Source organism: Pseudomonas sp. P1_F1_2, from assembly GCF_056405815.1.
Window position 1 is genome coordinate 1 of record NZ_JBFUBK010000115.1, and the last position, 19,427, is coordinate 19,427.

Here is a 19,427-nt window from a genome sequence, read left to right on the forward strand (position 1 = left end):
ATGAACACCATTTCATCTTCGACCCCCAATACCTGGGCATCCAACGCACCGACAATCTGATCATCATCCAGATCACGCTGAGCGAAGGCCGTTCGGACGAGAAGAAAAAACTGCTCTACAAAACCATCGCCGAGAGTCTGAATCGCGAACTGGCCGTGCGCCTGGAAGATGTTTTCATTAATCTGGTGGAAGTGAAAAAAGAGAACTGGTCGTTCGGTAACGGGATTGCCCAGTACGCCCTTTGATTAAACCTTTTATACCTGTGAGCCACTGATGCCCCGAGTTTCCCGCAAGCAAGCCGACCTCAACCGCGAAATCATCGTCGAGGCAGCCACGCGGCTGTTTCGCGAACGAGGACTGCATGGCATCAGTGTCGTCGATGTCATGGGGGCGGCAGGCCTCACCCACGGCGGCTTCTACGGGCATTTCGAGTCCAAGGAAGCGCTGGCGCAGGAGGCCAGTGGCCGAGCGTTTGAACAATCGGCGGAGCGCTGGCGGGAGCGAATCAGCGATCACAAAGACGACAAGGACGCCGCACGCCGTGCGCTGATCGAGCCTTACCTGTCGCAGGACAGCCGCGACAATCCGGGTGACAGTTGCCCGGTGGCCGCCTTCGCCGGGGACATGTGCCACGAAGCGGCCGACAGTGGTTTGCGTCAGACCTTCATGGAGGGGCTCAACCGGTTGTTGAACGCCTACGGCACACTGTTGGATTCAGGCGATGCCCAAGCCGATCGGCAACAGGCGCTGGTGGAGTATTCGCTGATGCTCGGCGCCCTGACGCTCGCTCGCGCCAGTCGGGGCGATACGGTGTCGGATGAAATTCTCGACGCCGCCAGCACGTTTCTGACTGCAAAGCGTGCATCAAACTGAACAACCCCATGGCGATCCTCGGCCATTGCTAAACTGTCGGGGAATCAGCAATCTGAAGCGACATTCGAACCCCGACATTCCGATGCCCAAAGGAGCGCAGCATGCCCGCAACCGTTCTGGTACTGGTTGAAACCATCAATGATTACTTGCCGATTCTCGAAAATCAGGGTTTTCATCTGATTCTTGCCCCGACTCCAGCCGAGCGCGCTGCTGCCATTGGCCGGCATGGAGGTCAGATCGATGCGGTGCTGACCCGTGGGCCATTGGGCCTGTACGCCGATGAAATCAGCGCCCTGCCCAACCTCAAGATCATCTGCGTCATCGGCGCCGGTTATGAACACGTCGATTTGCAAGCCGCCGCCGACCGTGGCATCACGGTCACTAATGGTGCCGGCGTCAATGCGTCATCTGTCGCTGACCACGCCATGGCGATGCTGCTGGCACTGGTGCGCGACATTCCCCGTTGCGATGCAGCCGTGCGCCGTGGTGAGTGGYCGAAGATCATGCGCCCCTCCCTGGCCGGCAAGCGCCTGKGCATTCTCGGCCTTGGCGCCGTCGGCATGGCCATCGCCAAACGCGCTGCCAATGGCTTCGACATGACGGTGAGTTACCACAACCGCCAGCATCGCAGCGATGTGCCGTACACCTTTTGCTCCACCCCTACTGAACTGGCGCGCAACTCGGACTTTCTGGTTATCGCGGCACCTGGAGGACTGGGCACCAAACACCTGGTCAACAAATCCGTCCTCGACGCCTTGGGACCCAACGGGTTCCTCGTCAACATCGCCCGCGCCAGCGTGATTGTCACCACCGACCTGGTCAGCGCGCTTGAGCAACGACGCATTGCCGGCGCCGCCCTGGACGTGTTCGACGCAGAGCCGCACGTGCCCCATACGCTCAAATCGTTGACCAACGTGATCCTGACCCCGCACGTGGCCGGGCTTTCACCGGAGGCCACCCAGGGCACCGTTGAACTGGTCGGGAAAAATCTGGTGGCTTTCTTCAGCAACCAGCCGGTGCTGACACCGATTGCCCTGCCACTGCCTGTCGCCACCTGCTGAGTCGTTGACTAAAGGACGCCCAACAGCGTCCAGAGGCGACGAGACTCGGCATCCGCCGAGATCAACTCGCCCAGCAACTCGCTCAATGGCTTGTTGCCCCATTCCACACCGCGCCGGATCAAATAAGGGACGGGACTGTGGGGTTCGGTACGTGCCAGGTACTCGGCAATCAACAGCAACTGACGGTAGGCCTCGTCGCGACTCACCGGTTCACGAAACACCTGGGGCGCCGATGCCGCTTGCGGCGCGTCGTCATGTCCGGACGCCGCCACGGGCTGTACCTCCAGCGGCGCATCGGTTAACGGGCGTGGCTGCATGGCAATGAACTCCTGAACCAGTGTCAACAACGCCTCGATCACGTCTTGCAAGACTTTGAAGCCCGGCGCCTGGTTTCCCAGATAGGCATTGCACCATGTGTCGAGCCGTTGCAGATGTCGCAAGCTCGACAACAGACTGTCCTCACGGCGCAACCAGTGGGACAGCGGCGTGGCACGAATCAGTCCAGTGAGTTTTTTCTGTTCGCTGCGTGCTGTTTCCGCTGATGTTTTGGCCGCCTTGCTGTCATTGGCCAGTACCTGTTGCAACTGCAATCGCCGCCAGGCATCCAGGCAGTAACCGTCGAATTCACCACTTCGCGGTTCGAGCAACGGCGTGCGCGTCAGCAACACCTCACTGTAGCGTCGCGCCAGCCATTCAAGCGGAATCACCCGCCACGACTGATCACCGTCTTCGGCCAGAGGATGAAGGTGCTCGGGATAGCGCTCACATAAACCGGCGACCAGCGCGAGGCTGCCCGGCAATCCGTCCAGACCCTCCTGATGTAACCAGGCCTCACCGAGCCAGGCACACAGCATCAAGTCCTTGCTGCGCTCCAACAGCAACGTGGACGTCAGTTTTTCCAGTTCCGGCCACTGCGCCCGCTTGATCGACGACTGCCAGACGCCCGTAGGCAGACTGGTGTCGTCCTCGCGACGCAGTTCACGCGCCTGGTCGAACTCGCGCTCGTAGCGCAAGTCCTCGCCGCAAGGTGCTTGCTCGCTAATGGGTTCGAGCAGTCGGACAATCAGTTCCGGCAACGGTGGTGAAATCTGATTCAAAACCCCTCCTCCTCAGTCATGACCGTCGCGGACGCGGTCGACCTGGTTTGCATGAATGGAGAACGCGGGGCCCGGGTGGGCAGCGGTGGAATAGACAACGGCAGCTTCGCACCCTGGCTCATTAATGACAGGCGCATAAACATCAGCGTCTGTTGCGCCGTGCTGGTCTGCGCGGTCACCGGCAGGCGCAAAGCCAGTGGAAAATCGGTGAAATCCATATTGGGCTGGCGCTGCACGGACTGGTGCGCACGGATCAAGCGCAGCAATGACCACGGGCCGCCATATTCCCAATCGGCCTCAAAGTCACGCACCATCAGATTGGGCTGCAAGGGATCGTTGGCCGGACGTTGCGAGCCGTTTCTGGCCCAGCGCAAGGTCAGCCGGACCGGTTGCCCGACCATCCAGCGCAGGTTCGGCTGGGTTTCGCCCGGGTAATTGATCTGTTGATTGCCGGCATTCAAACCCCAGGCAATCACTTGATCGGCGCCCCGTTCCTCCTCGCGATCGGTTCGCCAGCGCACGTCCATTTCAACGCCAATGATGCCGCTCTTGTCTCGCACAAACAGCGGGTTTAACCATGTGCTGGCCTGCTTCAGACGGTTGAGAAAATCTTCGGCTGCCACCCGTTCCGGCGTCTGGCTGAGCTGTAATCCGGCTTGAGCCACGGGCAGACGCTTGTCGATCAACTCGAGAAAATGCTGGACCCGGGCCGGGTCAGCGTCGGTGGCTTGCACGCCATTGGCAAACGGGAAGCGTTCGGCCAAGTACTGATTGAAATAATTGGCCAGGTCGTTCCATRCCGCTGCCGCTTGCTGTTGCTGCAGGAGCTGACAGCGTTGCATGGCGCTTTGTTGCAGGTCCAGCGCACGTAACGCCAAGGTCCCACGCCCACCGGACAGGTTGGCAGTTTGCAAAATCTGACCGCAGGACGTGGCGTCCATTTCGATGAAATCGCGGCTCACCAGCTGCTCGATCTGGGCCGGCGAGCTGGCAGGATTCTGGTCCTTGTACTTGAGCAACTCTTCGTTGAGCGCACTGAATTGGGTAACGCGCTCGTAGTCCAGCGCCGAGAGATTCTGTTGCTGAGTCTTCAACCATTCCAGTGCTGAGGTGCGCCGCTCGGTAATCCCGAGCATGGTGTTGAATTGCTGCTTGAGGCTCAGCTTCAAATCCTGCACATCGCTGGCGCCGTACAATTGCAAGCCGAGGTTTTTCGAGCCATCCCACTGACTGATTTCACTGCGCCCGCCGAACAATGGCTGCGCGGTGATCTCCGCAAGACCGTCGACAACCTGAGCGATAGCGCGGCGGTTTAATGCGTTTTGCACTCGCATCGCCAAATCATTGCGGTGCACTTCGGCGAAGGCTTTTTGCAGGGCCACTGCTTGCGGTGCAAGCACATTGAAAACACCGTCGCCACGGGGGCGGTCGTTTTGATCCTTGAGGCTCAACCACATGGCCTTGGCTGCCGCCGCTTCTGCCGCCTGAACCAATGCATCGCGATACGCCGGCGGGATACGCGGCAGCTCTTCGGCGGCATAACTCTTGTAGCTGGCAAAATAGTTCAGCGCCGTGCTGAGGTCATCGCCATCAACGCTTTGCCCCTCAATGGCATCGGCGGTCTTGTCTGCGCGTAAGGCGATGGCCACGAAATCGCGTTTGAACAGCGCCTGCACCGCGTTGTTCAACTGGCTGACATGCACTTGCAACGCCAGCTGCCCACTGCCTTGCTGGACCAGCAAGTTGCCTCTGGCCCCTGCCTGCGCGATCCATTGGTCACGAAAGCTTTGCTGCAACTTGGACGCTTGCTGATCCAGCTGTTGTTCAACCTGCGGGCCGAGCAAGCTGCTCTGGCGCACTTTATCCATCATCTCGCGATAACCCGGCACCAGGTCCTGCCCCTTACCGCGGCTCCAGGCGGAGTTGGTCAGGCCGACCAGCGCTTGCAGGTCATCGATCAATGCGCGCAAATCCTCAAGCTCCGTCAGGGAGTTGCCGCTGCCTGCCTCCAACCGTTCCAGATGCAACTTGAGGTAACCGGCCTGGCGGACAAAATTGTCAGCGAGAAAATACTGGTCAAGCCAACGCTCCATCAGCCCGGAAAAATTTTCCTCGATGACTTGCCGCTCCATGGCCAGGTCCAGCGGTTTCAAGTCGCCAGCATTGGCATCGAGCAACATCCGGTTGTAAAAACCGGCACGGGGCAAGCTGCCGACATTGAGGTTCAGGGACAAGGCGTTGTTGCTCAGCAACGCCAGGTCTTCGAGTGGGGCCTTGGGGTTGTTCAGCGCCTGATTGAACCATTGGTTCTGCTGCTCAAGGCGCACCGCGCGCTCCACCAGGTCTTTGGCTTTGACGTAATTTTGCCATTGGGCCGGGTCCTCACTTTCGACGTTGCCACGGCGCTCGGTGTTGCGGATGCCCTTGAGTTTCACCAGCTCCGCATTCAGCAAGTCGTGCAAGGGCTCCAATAAGTGGCTCTGGGCGGTCAGGCGCAGTTGGTTTTCCAGCTGCACATCCAGTGAAGAAAACCAGGACGTGGGAAACGCTACGGAAGTAAAGGTCCAGCGCGGGGCCTTTTCCAACACCCGCCAGAATCCCTGGACGTTGCGTCGTGTCGACTCCAGCCGATGCGACTCGTCGGTAACCGTCAGGTAGTTTTTCTGCGCACCTTGCAACAGACGCGACAGCTCATGCGCATCTTTGACAGAGTCCTGCCAGACCCAGAGCATGCTCGCGGCCCACACCACACCGACCACCAGCGCCACCACCCCCGTCAATCGCTGCCAACGCTGACGCAAGCGCAACAGGCGCGGTACCACTTGCGACAATCCCCGCTCGGCGACTACCCGGCGCTGCCACAATTGGCGGGCGAATGCACTTTGTTGCAACCCGGTGTCGTAGGCTGAAAATCCGTCCGGCGTGTCTTGCGTCGGTTGGTTAGCGGTGAAATAAACGCCACGAAAACGCGGCGCCTCACCTTGGGCATTGCCTTGGAACACCGGCTCCAGCACCGTTTGCAGATTGCGCCTCAGCGCCTCGATACGTTCCGGCAACCCGAACAGCTCGCCCTTCAAATGGCCCGACAATGTGCCGATTTCGATGATCGATTCAGCCAAGGCACGGTTAACCTGATCCAGCGCCTGATCGCTCCATTGCGCCTGCCAGGCTGACTCGGGGCCAAACGGTGTCGACCAGCCCAGCGTGCGTTCGCGGGCATCAACGGGCAGTGCCGTGATCAGCTCCTGAAACCCGGGCAGCTCTTCCATACCGGTGATCACGACATACACCGGCAAGCTCAGGCCGAATCGTTGCAGCACGTCGATGAAGCGCCGACGGGCCGCCAGACCGAGGCTCGCGGCCAACTCGACATTGCCCAATCGACTGACCGGGACCGTCCAGATCACCCCGTCCAGTGGTCGTTTGCTGCGCAAGCGCAAGATCAATCCCAGCAAACGCCACCAGCCGCCTCGTTGCAGGTTCATGCCTTCTTCCGGCAAAAACAGCGCCTGTGGCACCACCAATACCGCACCTTCGGGGTCCGACCACCAGCGCCCGAACCAGGCGGGTTTGTCGGTTGGTTGCAGACGCCACTGGCTGCACAATTGAGTGCCCTGGGTTTCGTCGCCGAGCATCAGTAACCACGGGATCTGATACCGGTCCTGAGCGCCCTGCTCCTGCTCCATATGGCGGACCGAGGTATAAAAACTGCGGACCGCCGCCCCGCTCTGGGTGCGCAACCACCAGACCACGCCCCCGATGATAATCAGCAGCAACAACAACCCAATGATCAGACTCACCCACCCCAACGCGCTCATGAGTCTTGCTCCGAGGTGCTGACCGAGTCGGTCATCTGCAACACCGGATCAAGCTCCTGGCGAATGTCACGCCAGAAAAACTGCCCCAGCCCTGTCAGTATCAGGACCATGGCGAGAATCCCCACGCCAAGCCGAAAACCATCCGGTAACGATTGACGTACCGGCAACTGCACCGGTGGCACCGCAGAGGGCTGCTGAAGCCGGGCACTGACATCGGCATAATCAGGTTCGTGCTGCCAGGCAAAGGTAAACAGCGCCAGACGCAGTTTTTCATGCCGCGATTGCCCCAGCTCACCACGCATGCGCCCCTCAAATCCCAACACCAGGCACTGCAAATAGACATTGGCCAGATCGCGGGTAGCGGGAATCTGTTCGTCCAGCAGAGCCTTGATCGCCAGCGGCAATTTTTCACCGGCCTGACGGCTGGCGTACATCCGCGATTCCAGCGGCTTCTCCTGCCACACAGACTGGCCCGGCCAGGGTGTAAACAACAGCGTTTCGTCGATCAACGCGACAAAGGCATAGACCAGCGCCTTGACCTGGTCGGTCGCCGCATCACCGACCCGGGCGTATGCCGTTCGCCACAGCCGCTGGGAGATTTGCGTCGACAGATCGACCACCGCTTCCACCAGCGCGTCATCGTCGCTGTCCTTGGGCAACTGATTCCATTCCTGGGACCATTGCAACCAGGCCTCGCGAAAGGCGCTGCTCAGTGGCGCCTCACGAAGGCTCCGTGTGCCCGTCCCGGCATTTCCCTCAGACATTCGACGCCCCTTCCTGGATCAAGCACCTTCACTCGCCTGGGCCACAAACAACACCACTTGCCATGGACTGCTCGCCGGTTTTGAGGCCGGCGCGGCAATCAGTAACGGCAATTGCCCGTCGAACCATTGGCCATCGGCCGTCACCACAAACAATCGCGTGTCCTCGCCGACGCTGTAGGCCACTTGCTCGTTGCGGCTCATGGCCTGGTGGGGCAAACCGCTCATGCGTTGCCGGCTCAACAACGTAATATGCGGCGCCGAGGCAATGATCGCCCCACTCAGCCATTCGCTGGCCGCCTGCTCGCTGGCACCGTTGGGCATGCGCAAACCGATGACCAGACGCTGGCTCGGCTGATCGTCGGGCAGTTGAATCGAGAAGCTCTGTTCGCTGCGTTCAAACGGCACACTGCGATAGCCGGCGCGAATCAGTTCCAGGGTTCTGTCGAGCCAGTCGAGGACCGGCTCATAGCCTTGTTGCAGCTCCAGAAAGTCCAGCGGGGCAAAGGGCGGCACGCCCGCCAGCGGGTCCAGGGCCGACCAGGCTCCCGCCAGCCCGAGCAACACCCCGTATAACGCCTGTGGCGATGCCAGTCGGCTGTTCAACGTTCCTTCGACCTCCGGCAGACGCGCCCAAAGCGCCGTCAACTGGCGACGAATTTCCATCGCATCGTCCTGATTTCCGGCCTGTTGCGCCTGGCGCAAACGGCCGGCGAGGAACATGCATTTCTCTCGCGTCCTGGCGCACAGCCCGGCGACCCGGCGACCCAACACCGATTCCGGCGACAGGCATGGCGTGGGCGGCGTGTAGGGCAAGGACAGAAAACCACCGCCCTCCTTGCGAATTTTCAGCAGAGGCAAGCAAACGGAATCGGCCTTGTTCAACTGCGTGCACAAACGCGGGTTCGGCCGCCACACCGTGATCGACTCGGGGTACTCGCCGCTGGTCAAATCCGGCAACGCATCGCCGACCACCGATTGCAGTCGCCCTTTGAGCGGCAACAACTGCCCGGCACGCCACAATGGGCTGACGGCGAGATACACCGTCACCGTGGCGTTCTGCGAGGCGTTGACCGCTTCGCTTATATCGAGCTCCAGTGTCGGCCCGACACCCACCTGCACATTGACCGGCAGGCCGTCCGGCATCGTCGCTTGCAGACTGACCAGGCGCACCAACCCGGCACTCAGTGCACCGGGGTCGAATTCCACCCGGCTCACCCCCCAGAACCACGGATTGCAGGCCTGGGCAAAGTGCGCCACCAACGCTTCGGCGCGCAACCCTTGCAACTGGAAATGCTGGGGCAACAACTGCATGCCTTCGTGCCAACAAACCGCGTCAGGTAACAGGCTCATACGACTCCCTTCGACGTCTACATCACCGCGCAAAACGGCGCACTGACAATGGGTTCACTGCGCAGTGTTGTTGACCAGCGTCATCTCGCGGCTGTCGAACTTGAGCCAGGCATCGCTCTGATCATCGAGCCGTAATCGGTGTGCTCCGGGAGTGTTATAGCTGGCGAAGACCAAAAGTCCAGTCGCCCGCTTGCCCCCCAGCGGGAAGGGTTGTTTGTCGATGAACTGGCCGGGGACCAGCTCCAGCCCCCACACCGTTATCAACTGCCGATAGTCGCGTTGATATTGATCACGCTCGGCAAACCACTGCCGCGCCGTGATGCCGGACAACTGCTTGAGCAAGTCCGGGTCGTTCACGGCGATGAAATCCACAGCGATCGGAGTGTCGTCGTTGGCCTTGGGCGCGACGTCCAGGGTCAGGTTGTCGAGGTCCACCCGAGGCCCGAAAAACGAGCACCCGGATAGGGTCAGGAACAGGGCGAAAGCAAAAAAACGTGCAAACAAAGTGAATTGTCCTTTTCTCGAGGCGGTCCAAGATTGTTTTTCGCTTGCTTTTTTATAGACCTGTTCTAGCGTCTTGGGTAGTTCGGCCCCCCTATGCCGAATGTGGAAGGTTTGTCAAAGGAACGACAGGTCCATCTGCCACCCTTTCTAACCTACGGTCCAGCAAGGGAAAGCGATGAACGGGCCTCCCGATGCATTGCGCCCGCTCATGCATCGGAGTCAGCCAACATGGCAGAAAGTACTCAGCACAAGCTCGACAGGGTCCGCCCGCCAAGGGTGCAAATCACCTACGACGTCGAAATCGGCAACGCCATCGAGAAAAAAGAATTGCCGTTGGTCGTCGGAATCCTGGCCGACCTTTCCGGCAAACCACTCGAGCCACTTCCCAAGTTGAACGAACGGCGCTTCACCGAGATCGACCGCGACAACTTCAACGAAGTGCTCGCCTCTATTGCCCCGCGCGCCACCTTGCAGGTCACCAACACGCTCAGCGGTGACGAGAGCAAGCTCAACATCGAACTCAACTTCAAACACATCGACGACTTCGACCCGGTCAAGGTGGTCGAGCAAGTGACCCCGTTGCGGCGTCTGTTCGAAGCCCGTCAGCGTTTGCGTGACCTGCTGACCAAACTCGACGGCAACGATGACCTGGACAAGCTGTTGCGCGACGTCATCGCCAACACCGAAGGCCTGCAAGAGATCAAGTCTGCGCGCCCGGAAACCGCTCCCCCCGCAGGTGACAGCGAAGCACCGAGCGATGCCCCCGATCAACCGCAGGCCTGATCACTTATTCACTTAAGGAGACGTCGCCATGCCCGCTTCAGCCAGCGCCAACACCAGWGAAAGCACTACTCAAAGCCTGTCCTTGCTCGACCGCATCATCGCCGAAGGCCGCATGGCCCATGACGATAGCCAGCAGGACTATGCCCGCGACATGCTCGCGGAGTTCGCCACCCAGGTTCTCGACGAAGGCATGGCCATCGACAAGGACACCGTGGCGATGATCAACGACCGCATCAGCCAGATCGATGAATTGATCAGCGCGCAACTCAATGAAGTCTTGCACCACCCCGACTTACAGAAACTCGAAGCCTCCTGGCGCGGCTTACACCTGTTGGTGCAAAACACCGAAACCAGCTCCAGGCTCAAATTGCGCTTGCTGAATGTGACTCAGAAAGAGCTGCAGAACGACCTGGAAAAAGCTGTCGAGTTTGACCAGAGCGCGCTGTTCAAGAAGATCTACGAAGAAGAATACGGCACCTTCGGCGGCCACCCGTTCAGCCTGCTGGTGGGTGACTACACCTTTGGCCGTCACCCGCAGGACATCGGCCTGCTGGAGAAACTGTCGAACGTCGCCGCAGCGGCGCACGCCCCGTTCATTGCCGCCGCCAGCCCACGGCTGTTCGACATGAACAGCTTCACCGAACTGGCCGTGCCACGTGACTTGTCGAAAGTCTTCGAGAGCCAGGAACTGATCAAATGGCGCTCGTTCCGTGAAAGCGAAGATTCGCGCTACGTGTCGCTGGTGTTGCCGCATTTCCTGCTGCGCCTGCCGTACGGCCCGGACACCTCGCCGGTCGAAGGCATCAATTACGTTGAGGACGTCAACGGCAGCGACCACGGTAAATACTTGTGGGGCAACGCCGCCTGGGCCTTGTCGCAACGCATCACCGAAGCCTTCGCCAAGTACGGCTGGTGCGCGGCGATTCGCGGGGCCGAAGGCGGTGGCGCAGTCGAAGGTTTGCCAGCCCACACGTTCCGCACCACCTCCGGCGACTTGTCACTCAAGTGCCCGACTGAAGTGGCAATCACCGATCGCCGGGAAAAAGAGCTCAACGACCTCGGTTTCATCGCCTTGTGCCACAAGAAAAACAGCGACGTGGCGGTGTTTTTCGGCGGCCAGACCACCAACAAATCCAAGCTGTACAACACCAACGAGGCCAACGCCAACGCGCGGATTTCGGCGATGTTGCCTTACGTGCTCGCCGCCTCGCGTTTCGCGCACTACCTGAAGGTGATCATGCGCGACAAGGTTGGCAGCTTCATGACCCGTGACAACGTGCAGACCTACCTCAACAACTGGATCGCCGATTACGTGCTGATCAACGATAACGCGCCGCAAGAAATCAAGGCGCAGTACCCGTTGCGTGAAGCCCGTGTGGATGTGACTGAAGTCGCCGGCAAGCCGGGCGCCTACAAGGCCACGGTGTTCCTGCGGCCACACTTCCAGCTGGAAGAACTGACCGCCTCGATCCGCCTGGTCGCCACCCTGCCGCCACCGGTAGCCGCCTGACCACTGACCCGTGGCGAGGGGGCTTGCTTCCTCGCCACGGGGCTCAATCGGTGGCTCGACTGATCGGCATGGGCGTTCACCCCACTTAATTGCGATAACCTTCAGGAGTTTCATGCGATGGATGCAATCATTCTCGACCTCGGCGGCGACATCAAAGGCGACAGCCTGCTTGAGGGCTATAAGGACAAGATCGAAGTCATGTCCTACAGCCACAACGTGGCCATGCAGGTGACCAACGATGTCAGCAACTCGGAACGGACTTCCGGCAAGCCACACATCGGTGAGTTCACGTTGACGAAGTTCGTCGACAGCTCGACTCCATCTCTGAACGAATATTGCTGCGCCGGCAAACCGATTCCGGAAGCAAAGGTCATCATCGGTCGCAACGCGGCTGAAGGCAGCGGCCAACTGATGCCGTTCATCATCTACACCCTGACCAACGTGGTGCTGTCCAACGTAAGCGTCAGCGGCGGAACGGGTGGCAAACCGGTGGAAACCCTGTCCCTGAACTTCACCAAGATCAAATGGGAGCTGACTGCGCAAAAGGACGACGGAACCAAGGAAGGCACGGCCGCCTCGACCTGGGATCTGGCTGCCAACAAGCTCGTCAAGTAAGCGCACGCGTCGGCCATGGCTGGCAGCCGCTTCCTCCCGCCGCTGTTCGAGCGACTCGCCTCAAGCGAGGTCGACACGCTGCGCGTGTTCGACCTTCAAGGCCTGCTCGACTCGGTCCGCACGGAACTGCTGCGCCTGTTCAACACCCGACGCGGTCCACACGCGCTCACCTCACCGCCGAGCATTCTCGACTACGGCATCGCTGACTGGACCGCCCTGCAACAGCAACGCAGCGATGACCGTCGTCAGTTGGCGCGGGACGTGCGCGAGGCCATTACCCATTTTGAGCCGCGCCTGCGACTGGGCGAAGTTCAGGTCGAGCCAGTGCCCGGTCAACCGCAGCAACTGAGGATTCGGTTGGTCGGGGAGCTACGCAGTGGCCGTCAGCACTGGCCGGTGGCCTTTTTTATCGAGCGGGTCAGCGATGGCCTTGAGGTGCGTCATGAGCGACTCGATTGACCCGCAACTGCTCGACTATTACCAGAAGGAACTGACCTGGTTGCGCCATGCGGGAAGTATTTTCGCCGAACGTTACCCCAAGGTTGCCAGGCGCCTGGAGCTGTCTCCCGGGGAATGCCCCGACCCGCACGTCGAACGGCTGCTGGAGGGTTTTGCGCTTCTGGCGGCGCGCCTGCAACGGCGACTGGATGACGACTACGCCGAATTCAGCGATGCGCTTCTGGAACAACTGTATCCATTGGCGATGCGCCCCCTGCCATCTTGCGCCATCGTGCAATTCGAACCGGACCCCAGCAAAGGCAATCTGGACGACGGTTACCCGTTGCCCCGCGATACGCCATTGTTCGTCACCACCAGCAAAGGCGAAAGCATCCATTTTCGCACCACTGCGGCGGTTCGTTTGTGGCCATTGGAAATCAATGAAGCATTGATGTTGGGCAGCGAAGAAGCCCAGGCCCTGACGGGCGTCGCTCAGGCTCGTTCGGCGCTGCGTCTGGGCCTGCGTTGCCTGGGCGACAGTCAATGGTCAACGCTGGGCATCGAACAATTGCGTATCCACCTGAGCGCCTCGCCGGTGATCAACGCTTGTCTCTATGACCTGCTCGGTGCTCATGCCGTGAAGGTGCTGGCCGGCCCCATCGGCAGCGTGCCGAAGGGGCTTGAGGGGCTGCCACACATCGTCGGTTTTGCCAGCGATGAAGTGTTGCTACCAGACGAGGATGGCGTGCACCCTGGCATGCGCTTGTTAGCCGAATACTTTGCCTTCCCGGACAAATTCAACTTCTTTGATTTGCCTCTGGCCGGTGTCACCAGCGATCACCAGGCCCTGTATGTGTACATCGTCTTTGACCGTGCGCCGAGCAATCGAATGCACCTTCAGGCCAGCGATTTTGCACTGGGCTGCACGCCGGTGATCAACCTGTTTCCGCGAACCTCAGAGCCACTGCGTCCGGACGGCACCCGCAGCGAATACCGCCTGGTGGCCGACAGTCATCGGGAAAACAGCGTCGAGATCCATAGCATCCGGGCGATGCGGGCCAGCACCCGCCAGGGCGTACAGCGAGTACCGGCCTATTACGGCAGCCAGCACAGCGGAAACGATAAACAGTGTTACTGGCACGCCCGGCGCGTTAGCGGCATGACCCCGAATCGCCTCGGCACTGACCTGTTGCTGAGCCTGGTGGATACCCGACTCGACCCGCTGACGGACGCCATCGAATACAGCCTCACCGCCGAACTGCTCTGCACAAACCGACACCTGGCTCAGAGCCTTCCCGCCGGCACGCCGTTAGGCTTTGAGCGTCCGGGCCCGGTAGCCTGGGCGCGCCTGCGCAATCCTCCAAGCCCACAGAGTTTGCCGCGCCTGGACGGAGAATCGCGTTGGCGGCTGGTGTCGCAACTGAGCCTCAATCATTTGTCGCTGGTCGAAGGGCCACAGGCTCTGGATGCACTCAGGGAAATTCTGCAATTGCACAACCTGCGTGACGAGGCCAGCGCCTGGCGACAGATCGAAGGCTTGCTTGGCCTCGGTTGCGAACGGGTCATCGCCCATGTCGGCGAAGACGCCTGGCGCGGCTGGCGCAATGGACTTGAAGTGCGGTTACAGCTTGATCCGCAGCATTTCGTCGGCAGCAGCGCGGTGTTGTTTTCAGCGGTACTGGCGCAATTCTTTTCGCTCTATGCCACCGCCAACCGCTTTGTGCGCACGGTACTGGTTCAATCAGACAAGGAGGTCAAAGCATGGCAACCCCAAGCCGGCATGCCGCTGTCCCTCTGAGCCTGAGCCAACGACTGCGTCAGGAACCCCAGGCGTTCGAATTGTTGCAGGCGTTGTTGCTGCTGGAACGCGAACATCCCCAGGCCGAATCGCTGGGCAGCGGCACCGCCCCGCAAGCGGAAGCACTGCGCTTGCGGGGGCCGTTGACGCCACTATTCTCGGCCAGTGAAATCGAAAGCCTCACCCAGGAACCCGGCCAGCAGCCGGTCCTGAGCACACCGGTATTTGGCCTTGGCGGCCCCGACGGCCCCCTGCCCTACGCCTATCAGGAATGGTTGCAGCAACGGGCACGGGCCAAGGATCATGCCCCCGCCGAATTCCTTGACCTGTTCCAGCATCGACTGCTGAGCCTGCTGTACAAAGTGATGCGCAAACACCGGATCGCCGCAGGTTTCACCGCACCCGGAGTCTCCCCGGTGCAGGTGCAATTGCGGGCACTGACCGGACTGCTGCCCAAAGCGTTGCAGGAACGACAGGCCATCCCCGATTGCGCCGTGCTGGCGTGCACCGCCCTGTTTACTGATGGACGCCGCTCCCTTGCCGGATTTGCCGCGATCATACGTGAGCAGTTCGAACTACCCGTAGAGCTCAGTGCCTTTCAAGGTGCCTGGCGCGAGATCCCGCCCGCCAGTCGCAGTCGCTTGCAACCGGGTGGGCGCAATCTGCAATTGGGCGTCAGCGCGGTGGCCGGCACTCGGGTCTGGGATGAACACGCAGGTTATCGCCTGACCCTCGGCCCGCTGACGTCTGCCCAGGCCGCGCGGTTTCTGCCCGATGGCGAATCTCATGCTGCGCTCGCCAGCCTCAGCGCCCTGTATTTCGGTCCGGATCTGGATTGCACGCTGGTGCTGCTGGTACGTGGCGCCGGCCCAATGAAACTTGGACGTCAAGCGCCTCCAGTGCTCAGTTGGAATGGCGGTCTGCAACGTCAGGCCAGCCTTGCCGTGCAACGGATCACCATCGGCCTTCGTCAGCCGGAGATCACCTGAACATGGAACTGGCCAGCCTGATCGGACGCCTCAACCCGGACAACCGCCGCGCCCTCGAACGAGCCGCGCAACGCTGTCTGCAACGGGGCCATCACTACGTCGAAATTGAGCACTTGCTGCTGGAACTGCTGGACATCGAGGGCGGTGACTTCGCTTATCTGCTGCCGCGTTTCGGCCTCGAGCGCGATGCCTTGACGGCGGAAATCAACAAGGCGCTGGACCTGTTCAAATCCGGCAGCACACGCACCCCGGCATTGTCGTCACACACCACCGGCCTGCTCGAAGATGCGGTAGTGCAAGCCAGCGTGCTAGGGCTGGACAGCATTCGCTCGGGGTTACTGCTACTGGCATTGATCGACCGCGACGAGCGCCGCAGCCTGCTGCTCAACAGTGCTTCTTCACTGTTGAAAATCCCTCGCGAGGCACTGCGCAACAATCTGCTGGAATGGACCGAAAGCTCTCGGGAACACGTGGGGGCGGTACGTTCTCCAGGGGCTGGCAACCCGGGGCCAAAACACGATGGCGTACTGGACCAGTACACCCAGGACCTTACCGCCGACGCTCATGCCGGGCGAATAGACCCCATCGTCGGCCGCGATGGCGAGATCCGCCAATGCATCGACATCCTCCTGCGCCGCCGGCAGAACAACCCGATTCTTGTTGGTGCACCGGGCGTGGGCAAAACTGCGGTGGTCGAAGGCCTGGCCCTGCGCATTGCCGCCGGGGACGTGCCGCCGTCGTTGCAGGAAGTCAGTTTGCGGGTGCTTGACCTTGGTCTGTTGCAGGCCGGCGCCGGGGTCAAAGGTGAGTTCGAGCAACGCCTCAAAGGCGTGATCGACGCGGTGCGCAGCGCCGAGAAACCGATCATTTTGTTCATCGACGAAGCCCACACACTGATTGGCGCTGGCGGTGCCGAAGGCGGCAGCGACGCGGCCAACCTTCTCAAACCGGCGCTCGCCCGAGGCGAACTGCGCACCCTCGCCGCGACCACCTGGCTTGAGTATAAAAAATACTTCGAGAAGGACCCGGCCCTTGCCCGGCGTTTTCAACTGGTACAAGTCGAAGAGCCGGACGAAACCACCGCCGTGGAAATGCTCCGTGGTGTCGCTGCCAAACTCRAACAACACCACGGCGTGCAGGTGCTGGACGCTGCGATTCACGAAGCGGTGAAACTGTCCCACCGCTACATCTCCGGACGCCAGTTACCGGACAAGGCAATCAGCGTGCTCGACACCGCGTGCGCCCGTGTCGCCCTCGGCCAGCACGACGTGCCACCGCCACTGGAAAGCCTGCGCCACCGCCAGAACAGCCTCAAAGATGAAGTCGAACGCCTGCGCCGCGAACAGGCGACCGGACTCGATCATCGTGAGCGCATCACCCTGCTGGAAAGCGAATCGACCGGCAATGTGCAGGCCATTCGCGAACTGGAAACCCGCTGGAACGAAGAGCGAGTCGCCGTGCGCGAGTTGCTGGAAACCCGCAGCGAGTTGCTGGCCTTGAGCGAGCGCGCCGACAGCGACAAACCGGACGAAGCCATCGACAGCCGTATCGATCACCTGGCTGCAGAACTGGTACGACTGGAAGCAGGACTCGATGCCATTCGCCAGGACGACCCGCTGGTGCCGGAACAGGTCGATACCAAAACCGTCGCCGCCGTCATCGCCGGCTGGACCGGCATCCCGGTCGGAAAAATGCTCGCTGACGAAGCCCACGCCGTACGCACCCTCGGCCAGCGCATGGGTTTGCGCGTCATGGGCCAGAGCATTGCGCTGGGCACCATCGCCCAGCGTCTGCAGGCCTACCGTGCCGGCCTTACCGACCCGCAAAAACCGGTCGGCGTGTTCCTGCTGGTCGGCCCCACCGGTGTCGGCAAAACCGAAACCGCTTACGCGCTAGCCGATGCGCTGTATGGCGGCGAACGTAACCTGATCAGCATCAACCTTTCGGAATACCAGGAAGCCCACACCGTCAGCCAACTCAAAGGTGCCCCGCCCGGCTATGTTGGTTATGGCAGCGGCGGCGTGCTCACCGAAGCGGTGCGGCGTAAACCTTATTCGGTGGTGCTGCTCGACGAAATTGAAAAGGCCCACCCGGATGTGCTCGAAGCCTTCTACAACGTCTTCGACAAAGGCGTCATGGAGGACGGCACCGGGTTGGTGGTGGACTTCAAAAACACTGTGATGCTCGCCACCAGTAACGTCGGTGCTGAATTGTTGCTCGACACACCCGTGGCGCAACTGGGCACCGACGCCTTCAACGAAGCGTTGCACAAAGTGCTGCTGCAAGCATTTCGCCCGGCGTTTCTGGCGCGGATGACGGTGGTGGCGTATCGGCCACTGGATGAGGCAACACTGGAAGGGATTGTGTTGGCGAAGCTGGAGAAACTGCGTGGCCGATACAAAGCCGCGACTGGAAAACAGTTCGAATTTGATGCCGGGATTGTCCAGGCAGTGTTGGCCAAGTGCAGTGCGGCGGGTGCGAGGGATGTTGAAAATGTGTTGATGACGCAGGTGACGGGGAAGTTGGCGGAGTGGGTGCTTGAGTAAATGATTATTCAGGTGCCGTCAGGCACCCTCAAAGGAGTTTCAGGATCATGGCAGTTATCGTGTTGCACAATTCGGATGATCAAGGTGGCCGTGCTCCGGCGCTGTTTGCTGGTACCGGGGCCGTTCTGATCAATGTTCTGTTCGTTGGTAGCCGGATATCACCAGCCACACTCCATCACATACGCACCGTGACCATGACCTACCCTGGTCCCAACCTGGTGTTCTGGATGGGGCATGGAAATGCGGGAATAAAAGTTCCTCTGAGAGCTGGCCACCCCATGACGACTCCTCCCGCCCAATGCGTGCATTCACAAGATTTGATAGATGCTTTAAGCATGTTGAATCCCGAAAGAATCTACTTCATGACATGCAGGGCGCTGCGTTGGGTCGAACGTGAATATCAGCGGTTTTATGCCTCCATGTCCTTCCTCCCTCGTCGGGTCACAATATTCGCTGCCAGGGTCAATCTGCTGGGCGGAGCATTGAAGCCAACAATAACCGCCATCTTGTCAGGCGTGGCAAATCCGCCAGGAGCATTTGGCGTTGGCCACCTGTTTGAGTCACTCGACGTGTATGGCGAATCATTCATTGAGTGGCAACAACGCTCCAATCCCCAGACCAGTCCAGGTGGCTATAACGAGTCACCCATTTAATCAACCCGATCCAACCCGGATACGACTGCACTCGCCGCCGAGTGTCGCCAGTGAAAAACTCCGCGGCATGGACAGCAATTAATTCATGGAGGTCAAACGTATGCCTATGAAATTTGACGATGCCCAATTGAGAGTCGACGTTGACGAGGATATATCGGCGATAGGTCAAAGTTTTAGTCAGGCGTTGACCAACGGAATTGTATTCACCATCAAGTCCCCCAACGGCAAGATGATTCAATTCAAGTCCAGAACCATGAAATGGCTGGAAGGCCCTCAAGTAGATAACTATGTCACCGACATCGAAGGCTATTTCAAACCTGACGCACTCGACTGGGATGTTGACGTAGTACCGAGAGAAGCCAGCGACAAAAAAAACCCCTACTACGACGAAGGAGGTGCCTGCTCAAGAACGGCCACCACAACCAAAATTGCCGACCAGCCCGGCGTTGCACACACTCAAAACTTCCTGTTTGAAGTAGGTAAAAACATTAACGAGATGGGAAGCCATGGCACCAAAGATAAATTCAGGGCCATCAGTATTATTTTTTTTAATAACCAGGTCACCCACAAGGTCGATTGGAGTCGAACGGGAAAAGGCGATGACAGTTATTACAAAGTAGCAGTGACC

At 60.0% G+C, this 19,427-nt stretch carries 17 protein-coding genes; 12 read left to right on the top strand and 5 right to left on the bottom strand.

Annotated elements, in window-relative coordinates; genetic code table 11:
• From AC1D2P_RS25845 to AC1D2P_RS25855, 3 genes are all read left to right on the top strand, one after another.
• A partial coding sequence (locus AC1D2P_RS25845; RefSeq protein ID WP_477811656.1) for a tautomerase family protein occupies positions 1–245 on the top strand: 245 nt, incomplete at its 5' end.
• 28 nt (positions 246–273) lie between these two features.
• The gene (locus AC1D2P_RS25850; protein ID WP_046031383.1) at positions 274–873 is read left to right on the top strand and encodes a TetR/AcrR family transcriptional regulator; all 600 of its coding nucleotides are present in this window, start codon (positions 274–276) and stop codon (positions 871–873) included.
• A gap of 101 nt (positions 874–974) precedes the next feature.
• Entirely contained in the window at positions 975–1,934 is a 960-nt protein-coding gene (locus AC1D2P_RS25855; RefSeq protein ID WP_477811657.1) for a 2-hydroxyacid dehydrogenase, read from the top strand.
• An 8-nt stretch (positions 1,935–1,942) separates the two neighbouring features.
• Here AC1D2P_RS25855 and tssA read toward each other — a convergent pair whose 3' ends face one another.
• The 5 genes from tssA to AC1D2P_RS25880 are packed head-to-tail and all read right to left on the bottom strand — an operon-like array spanning position 1,943 to position 9,467.
• Entirely contained in the window at positions 1,943–3,031 is a 1,089-nt protein-coding gene (tssA, locus tag AC1D2P_RS25860; RefSeq protein ID WP_477758119.1) for a type VI secretion system protein TssA, read from the bottom strand.
• Positions 3,028–6,849 (bottom strand): type VI secretion system protein, encoded by a 3,822-nt coding sequence (locus AC1D2P_RS25865; RefSeq protein WP_477811658.1) that lies wholly within the window; start codon positions 6,847–6,849, stop codon positions 3,028–3,030. The genes tssA and AC1D2P_RS25865 overlap by 4 nt, the downstream gene beginning before the upstream one ends.
• A complete protein-coding gene (locus AC1D2P_RS25870; RefSeq protein ID WP_109786122.1) occupies positions 6,846–7,613 on the bottom strand; it encodes a DotU family type IV/VI secretion system protein in 768 nt (255 codons plus the stop codon). Before AC1D2P_RS25870 ends, AC1D2P_RS25865 begins: the two co-directional genes overlap by 4 nt.
• A gap of 18 nt (positions 7,614–7,631) precedes the next feature.
• Complete coding sequence (gene tssK, locus AC1D2P_RS25875; RefSeq protein WP_046031388.1) at positions 7,632–8,963, bottom strand: type VI secretion system baseplate subunit TssK; 1,332 nt, start codon at positions 8,961–8,963, stop codon at positions 7,632–7,634.
• A 54-nt stretch (positions 8,964–9,017) separates the two neighbouring features.
• Positions 9,018–9,467 (bottom strand): hypothetical protein, encoded by a 450-nt coding sequence (locus AC1D2P_RS25880; RefSeq protein WP_046031389.1) that lies wholly within the window; start codon positions 9,465–9,467, stop codon positions 9,018–9,020.
• Positions 9,468–9,695: 228 nt separating this feature from the next.
• Between AC1D2P_RS25880 and tssB the strand changes: the two genes are divergently transcribed.
• The 9 genes from tssB to AC1D2P_RS25925 form a co-directional block, all read left to right on the top strand.
• Complete coding sequence (gene tssB / locus AC1D2P_RS25885; protein WP_046031390.1) at positions 9,696–10,250, top strand: type VI secretion system contractile sheath small subunit; 555 nt, start codon at positions 9,696–9,698, stop codon at positions 10,248–10,250.
• 28 nt (positions 10,251–10,278) lie between these two features.
• Positions 10,279–11,760, top strand: coding sequence for a type VI secretion system contractile sheath large subunit (tssC, locus tag AC1D2P_RS25890; protein ID WP_477811659.1), 1,482 nt, complete (start codon positions 10,279–10,281; stop codon positions 11,758–11,760).
• 117 nt (positions 11,761–11,877) lie between these two features.
• Positions 11,878–12,375 (top strand): Hcp family type VI secretion system effector, encoded by a 498-nt coding sequence (locus AC1D2P_RS25895; protein ID WP_046031392.1) that lies wholly within the window; start codon positions 11,878–11,880, stop codon positions 12,373–12,375.
• A 15-nt stretch (positions 12,376–12,390) separates the two neighbouring features.
• Positions 12,391–12,834, top strand: a complete 444-nt coding sequence (gene tssE / locus AC1D2P_RS25900; RefSeq protein WP_109786124.1) for a type VI secretion system baseplate subunit TssE — start codon at positions 12,391–12,393, stop codon at positions 12,832–12,834.
• Positions 12,818–14,611 (top strand): type VI secretion system baseplate subunit TssF, encoded by a 1,794-nt coding sequence (tssF, locus tag AC1D2P_RS25905; protein WP_258665993.1) that lies wholly within the window; start codon positions 12,818–12,820, stop codon positions 14,609–14,611. Before tssE ends, tssF begins: the two co-directional genes overlap by 17 nt.
• Positions 14,575–15,600 carry a type VI secretion system baseplate subunit TssG gene (tssG, locus tag AC1D2P_RS25910; RefSeq protein WP_077432035.1) on the top strand — a complete coding sequence of 342 codons (1,026 nt, stop codon included), beginning with the start codon at positions 14,575–14,577 and terminating at the stop codon, positions 15,598–15,600. Before tssF ends, tssG begins: the two co-directional genes overlap by 37 nt.
• Before the next feature lie 2 nt (positions 15,601–15,602).
• Positions 15,603–18,146, top strand: a complete 2,544-nt coding sequence (gene tssH / locus AC1D2P_RS25915) for a type VI secretion system ATPase TssH (RefSeq protein WP_477811660.1) — start codon at positions 15,603–15,605, stop codon at positions 18,144–18,146.
• A 47-nt stretch (positions 18,147–18,193) separates the two neighbouring features.
• Positions 18,194–18,799, top strand: a complete 606-nt coding sequence (locus AC1D2P_RS25920; RefSeq protein WP_046031397.1) for a hypothetical protein — start codon at positions 18,194–18,196, stop codon at positions 18,797–18,799.
• Between the two features lie 100 nt (positions 18,800–18,899).
• Positions 18,900–19,427, top strand: a 528-nt coding sequence (locus AC1D2P_RS25925) for a hypothetical protein (RefSeq protein WP_477811661.1), incomplete at its 3' end; no start/stop codon positions are given.

Coding starts and splice junctions, on each gene's coding strand:
- AC1D2P_RS25850 (WP_046031383.1), top strand. CDS start 274: ATGCCCCGAGTTTCCCGCAAGCAAGCCGACCTCAACCGCGAAATCATC.
- AC1D2P_RS25870 (WP_109786122.1), bottom strand. CDS start 7,613: ATGTCTGAGGGAAATGCCGGGACGGGCACACGGAGCCTTCGTGAGGCG.
- tssK (WP_046031388.1), bottom strand. CDS start 8,963: ATGAGCCTGTTACCTGACGCGGTTTGTTGGCACGAAGGCATGCAGTTG.
- tssB (WP_046031390.1), top strand. CDS start 9,696: ATGGCAGAAAGTACTCAGCACAAGCTCGACAGGGTCCGCCCGCCAAGG.
- AC1D2P_RS25895 (WP_046031392.1), top strand. CDS start 11,878: ATGGATGCAATCATTCTCGACCTCGGCGGCGACATCAAAGGCGACAGC.
- tssE (WP_109786124.1), top strand. CDS start 12,391: ATGGCTGGCAGCCGCTTCCTCCCGCCGCTGTTCGAGCGACTCGCCTCA.
- tssF (WP_258665993.1), top strand. CDS start 12,818: ATGAGCGACTCGATTGACCCGCAACTGCTCGACTATTACCAGAAGGAA.
- tssG (WP_077432035.1), top strand. CDS start 14,575: ATGGCAACCCCAAGCCGGCATGCCGCTGTCCCTCTGAGCCTGAGCCAA.
- AC1D2P_RS25920 (WP_046031397.1), top strand. CDS start 18,194: ATGGCAGTTATCGTGTTGCACAATTCGGATGATCAAGGTGGCCGTGCT.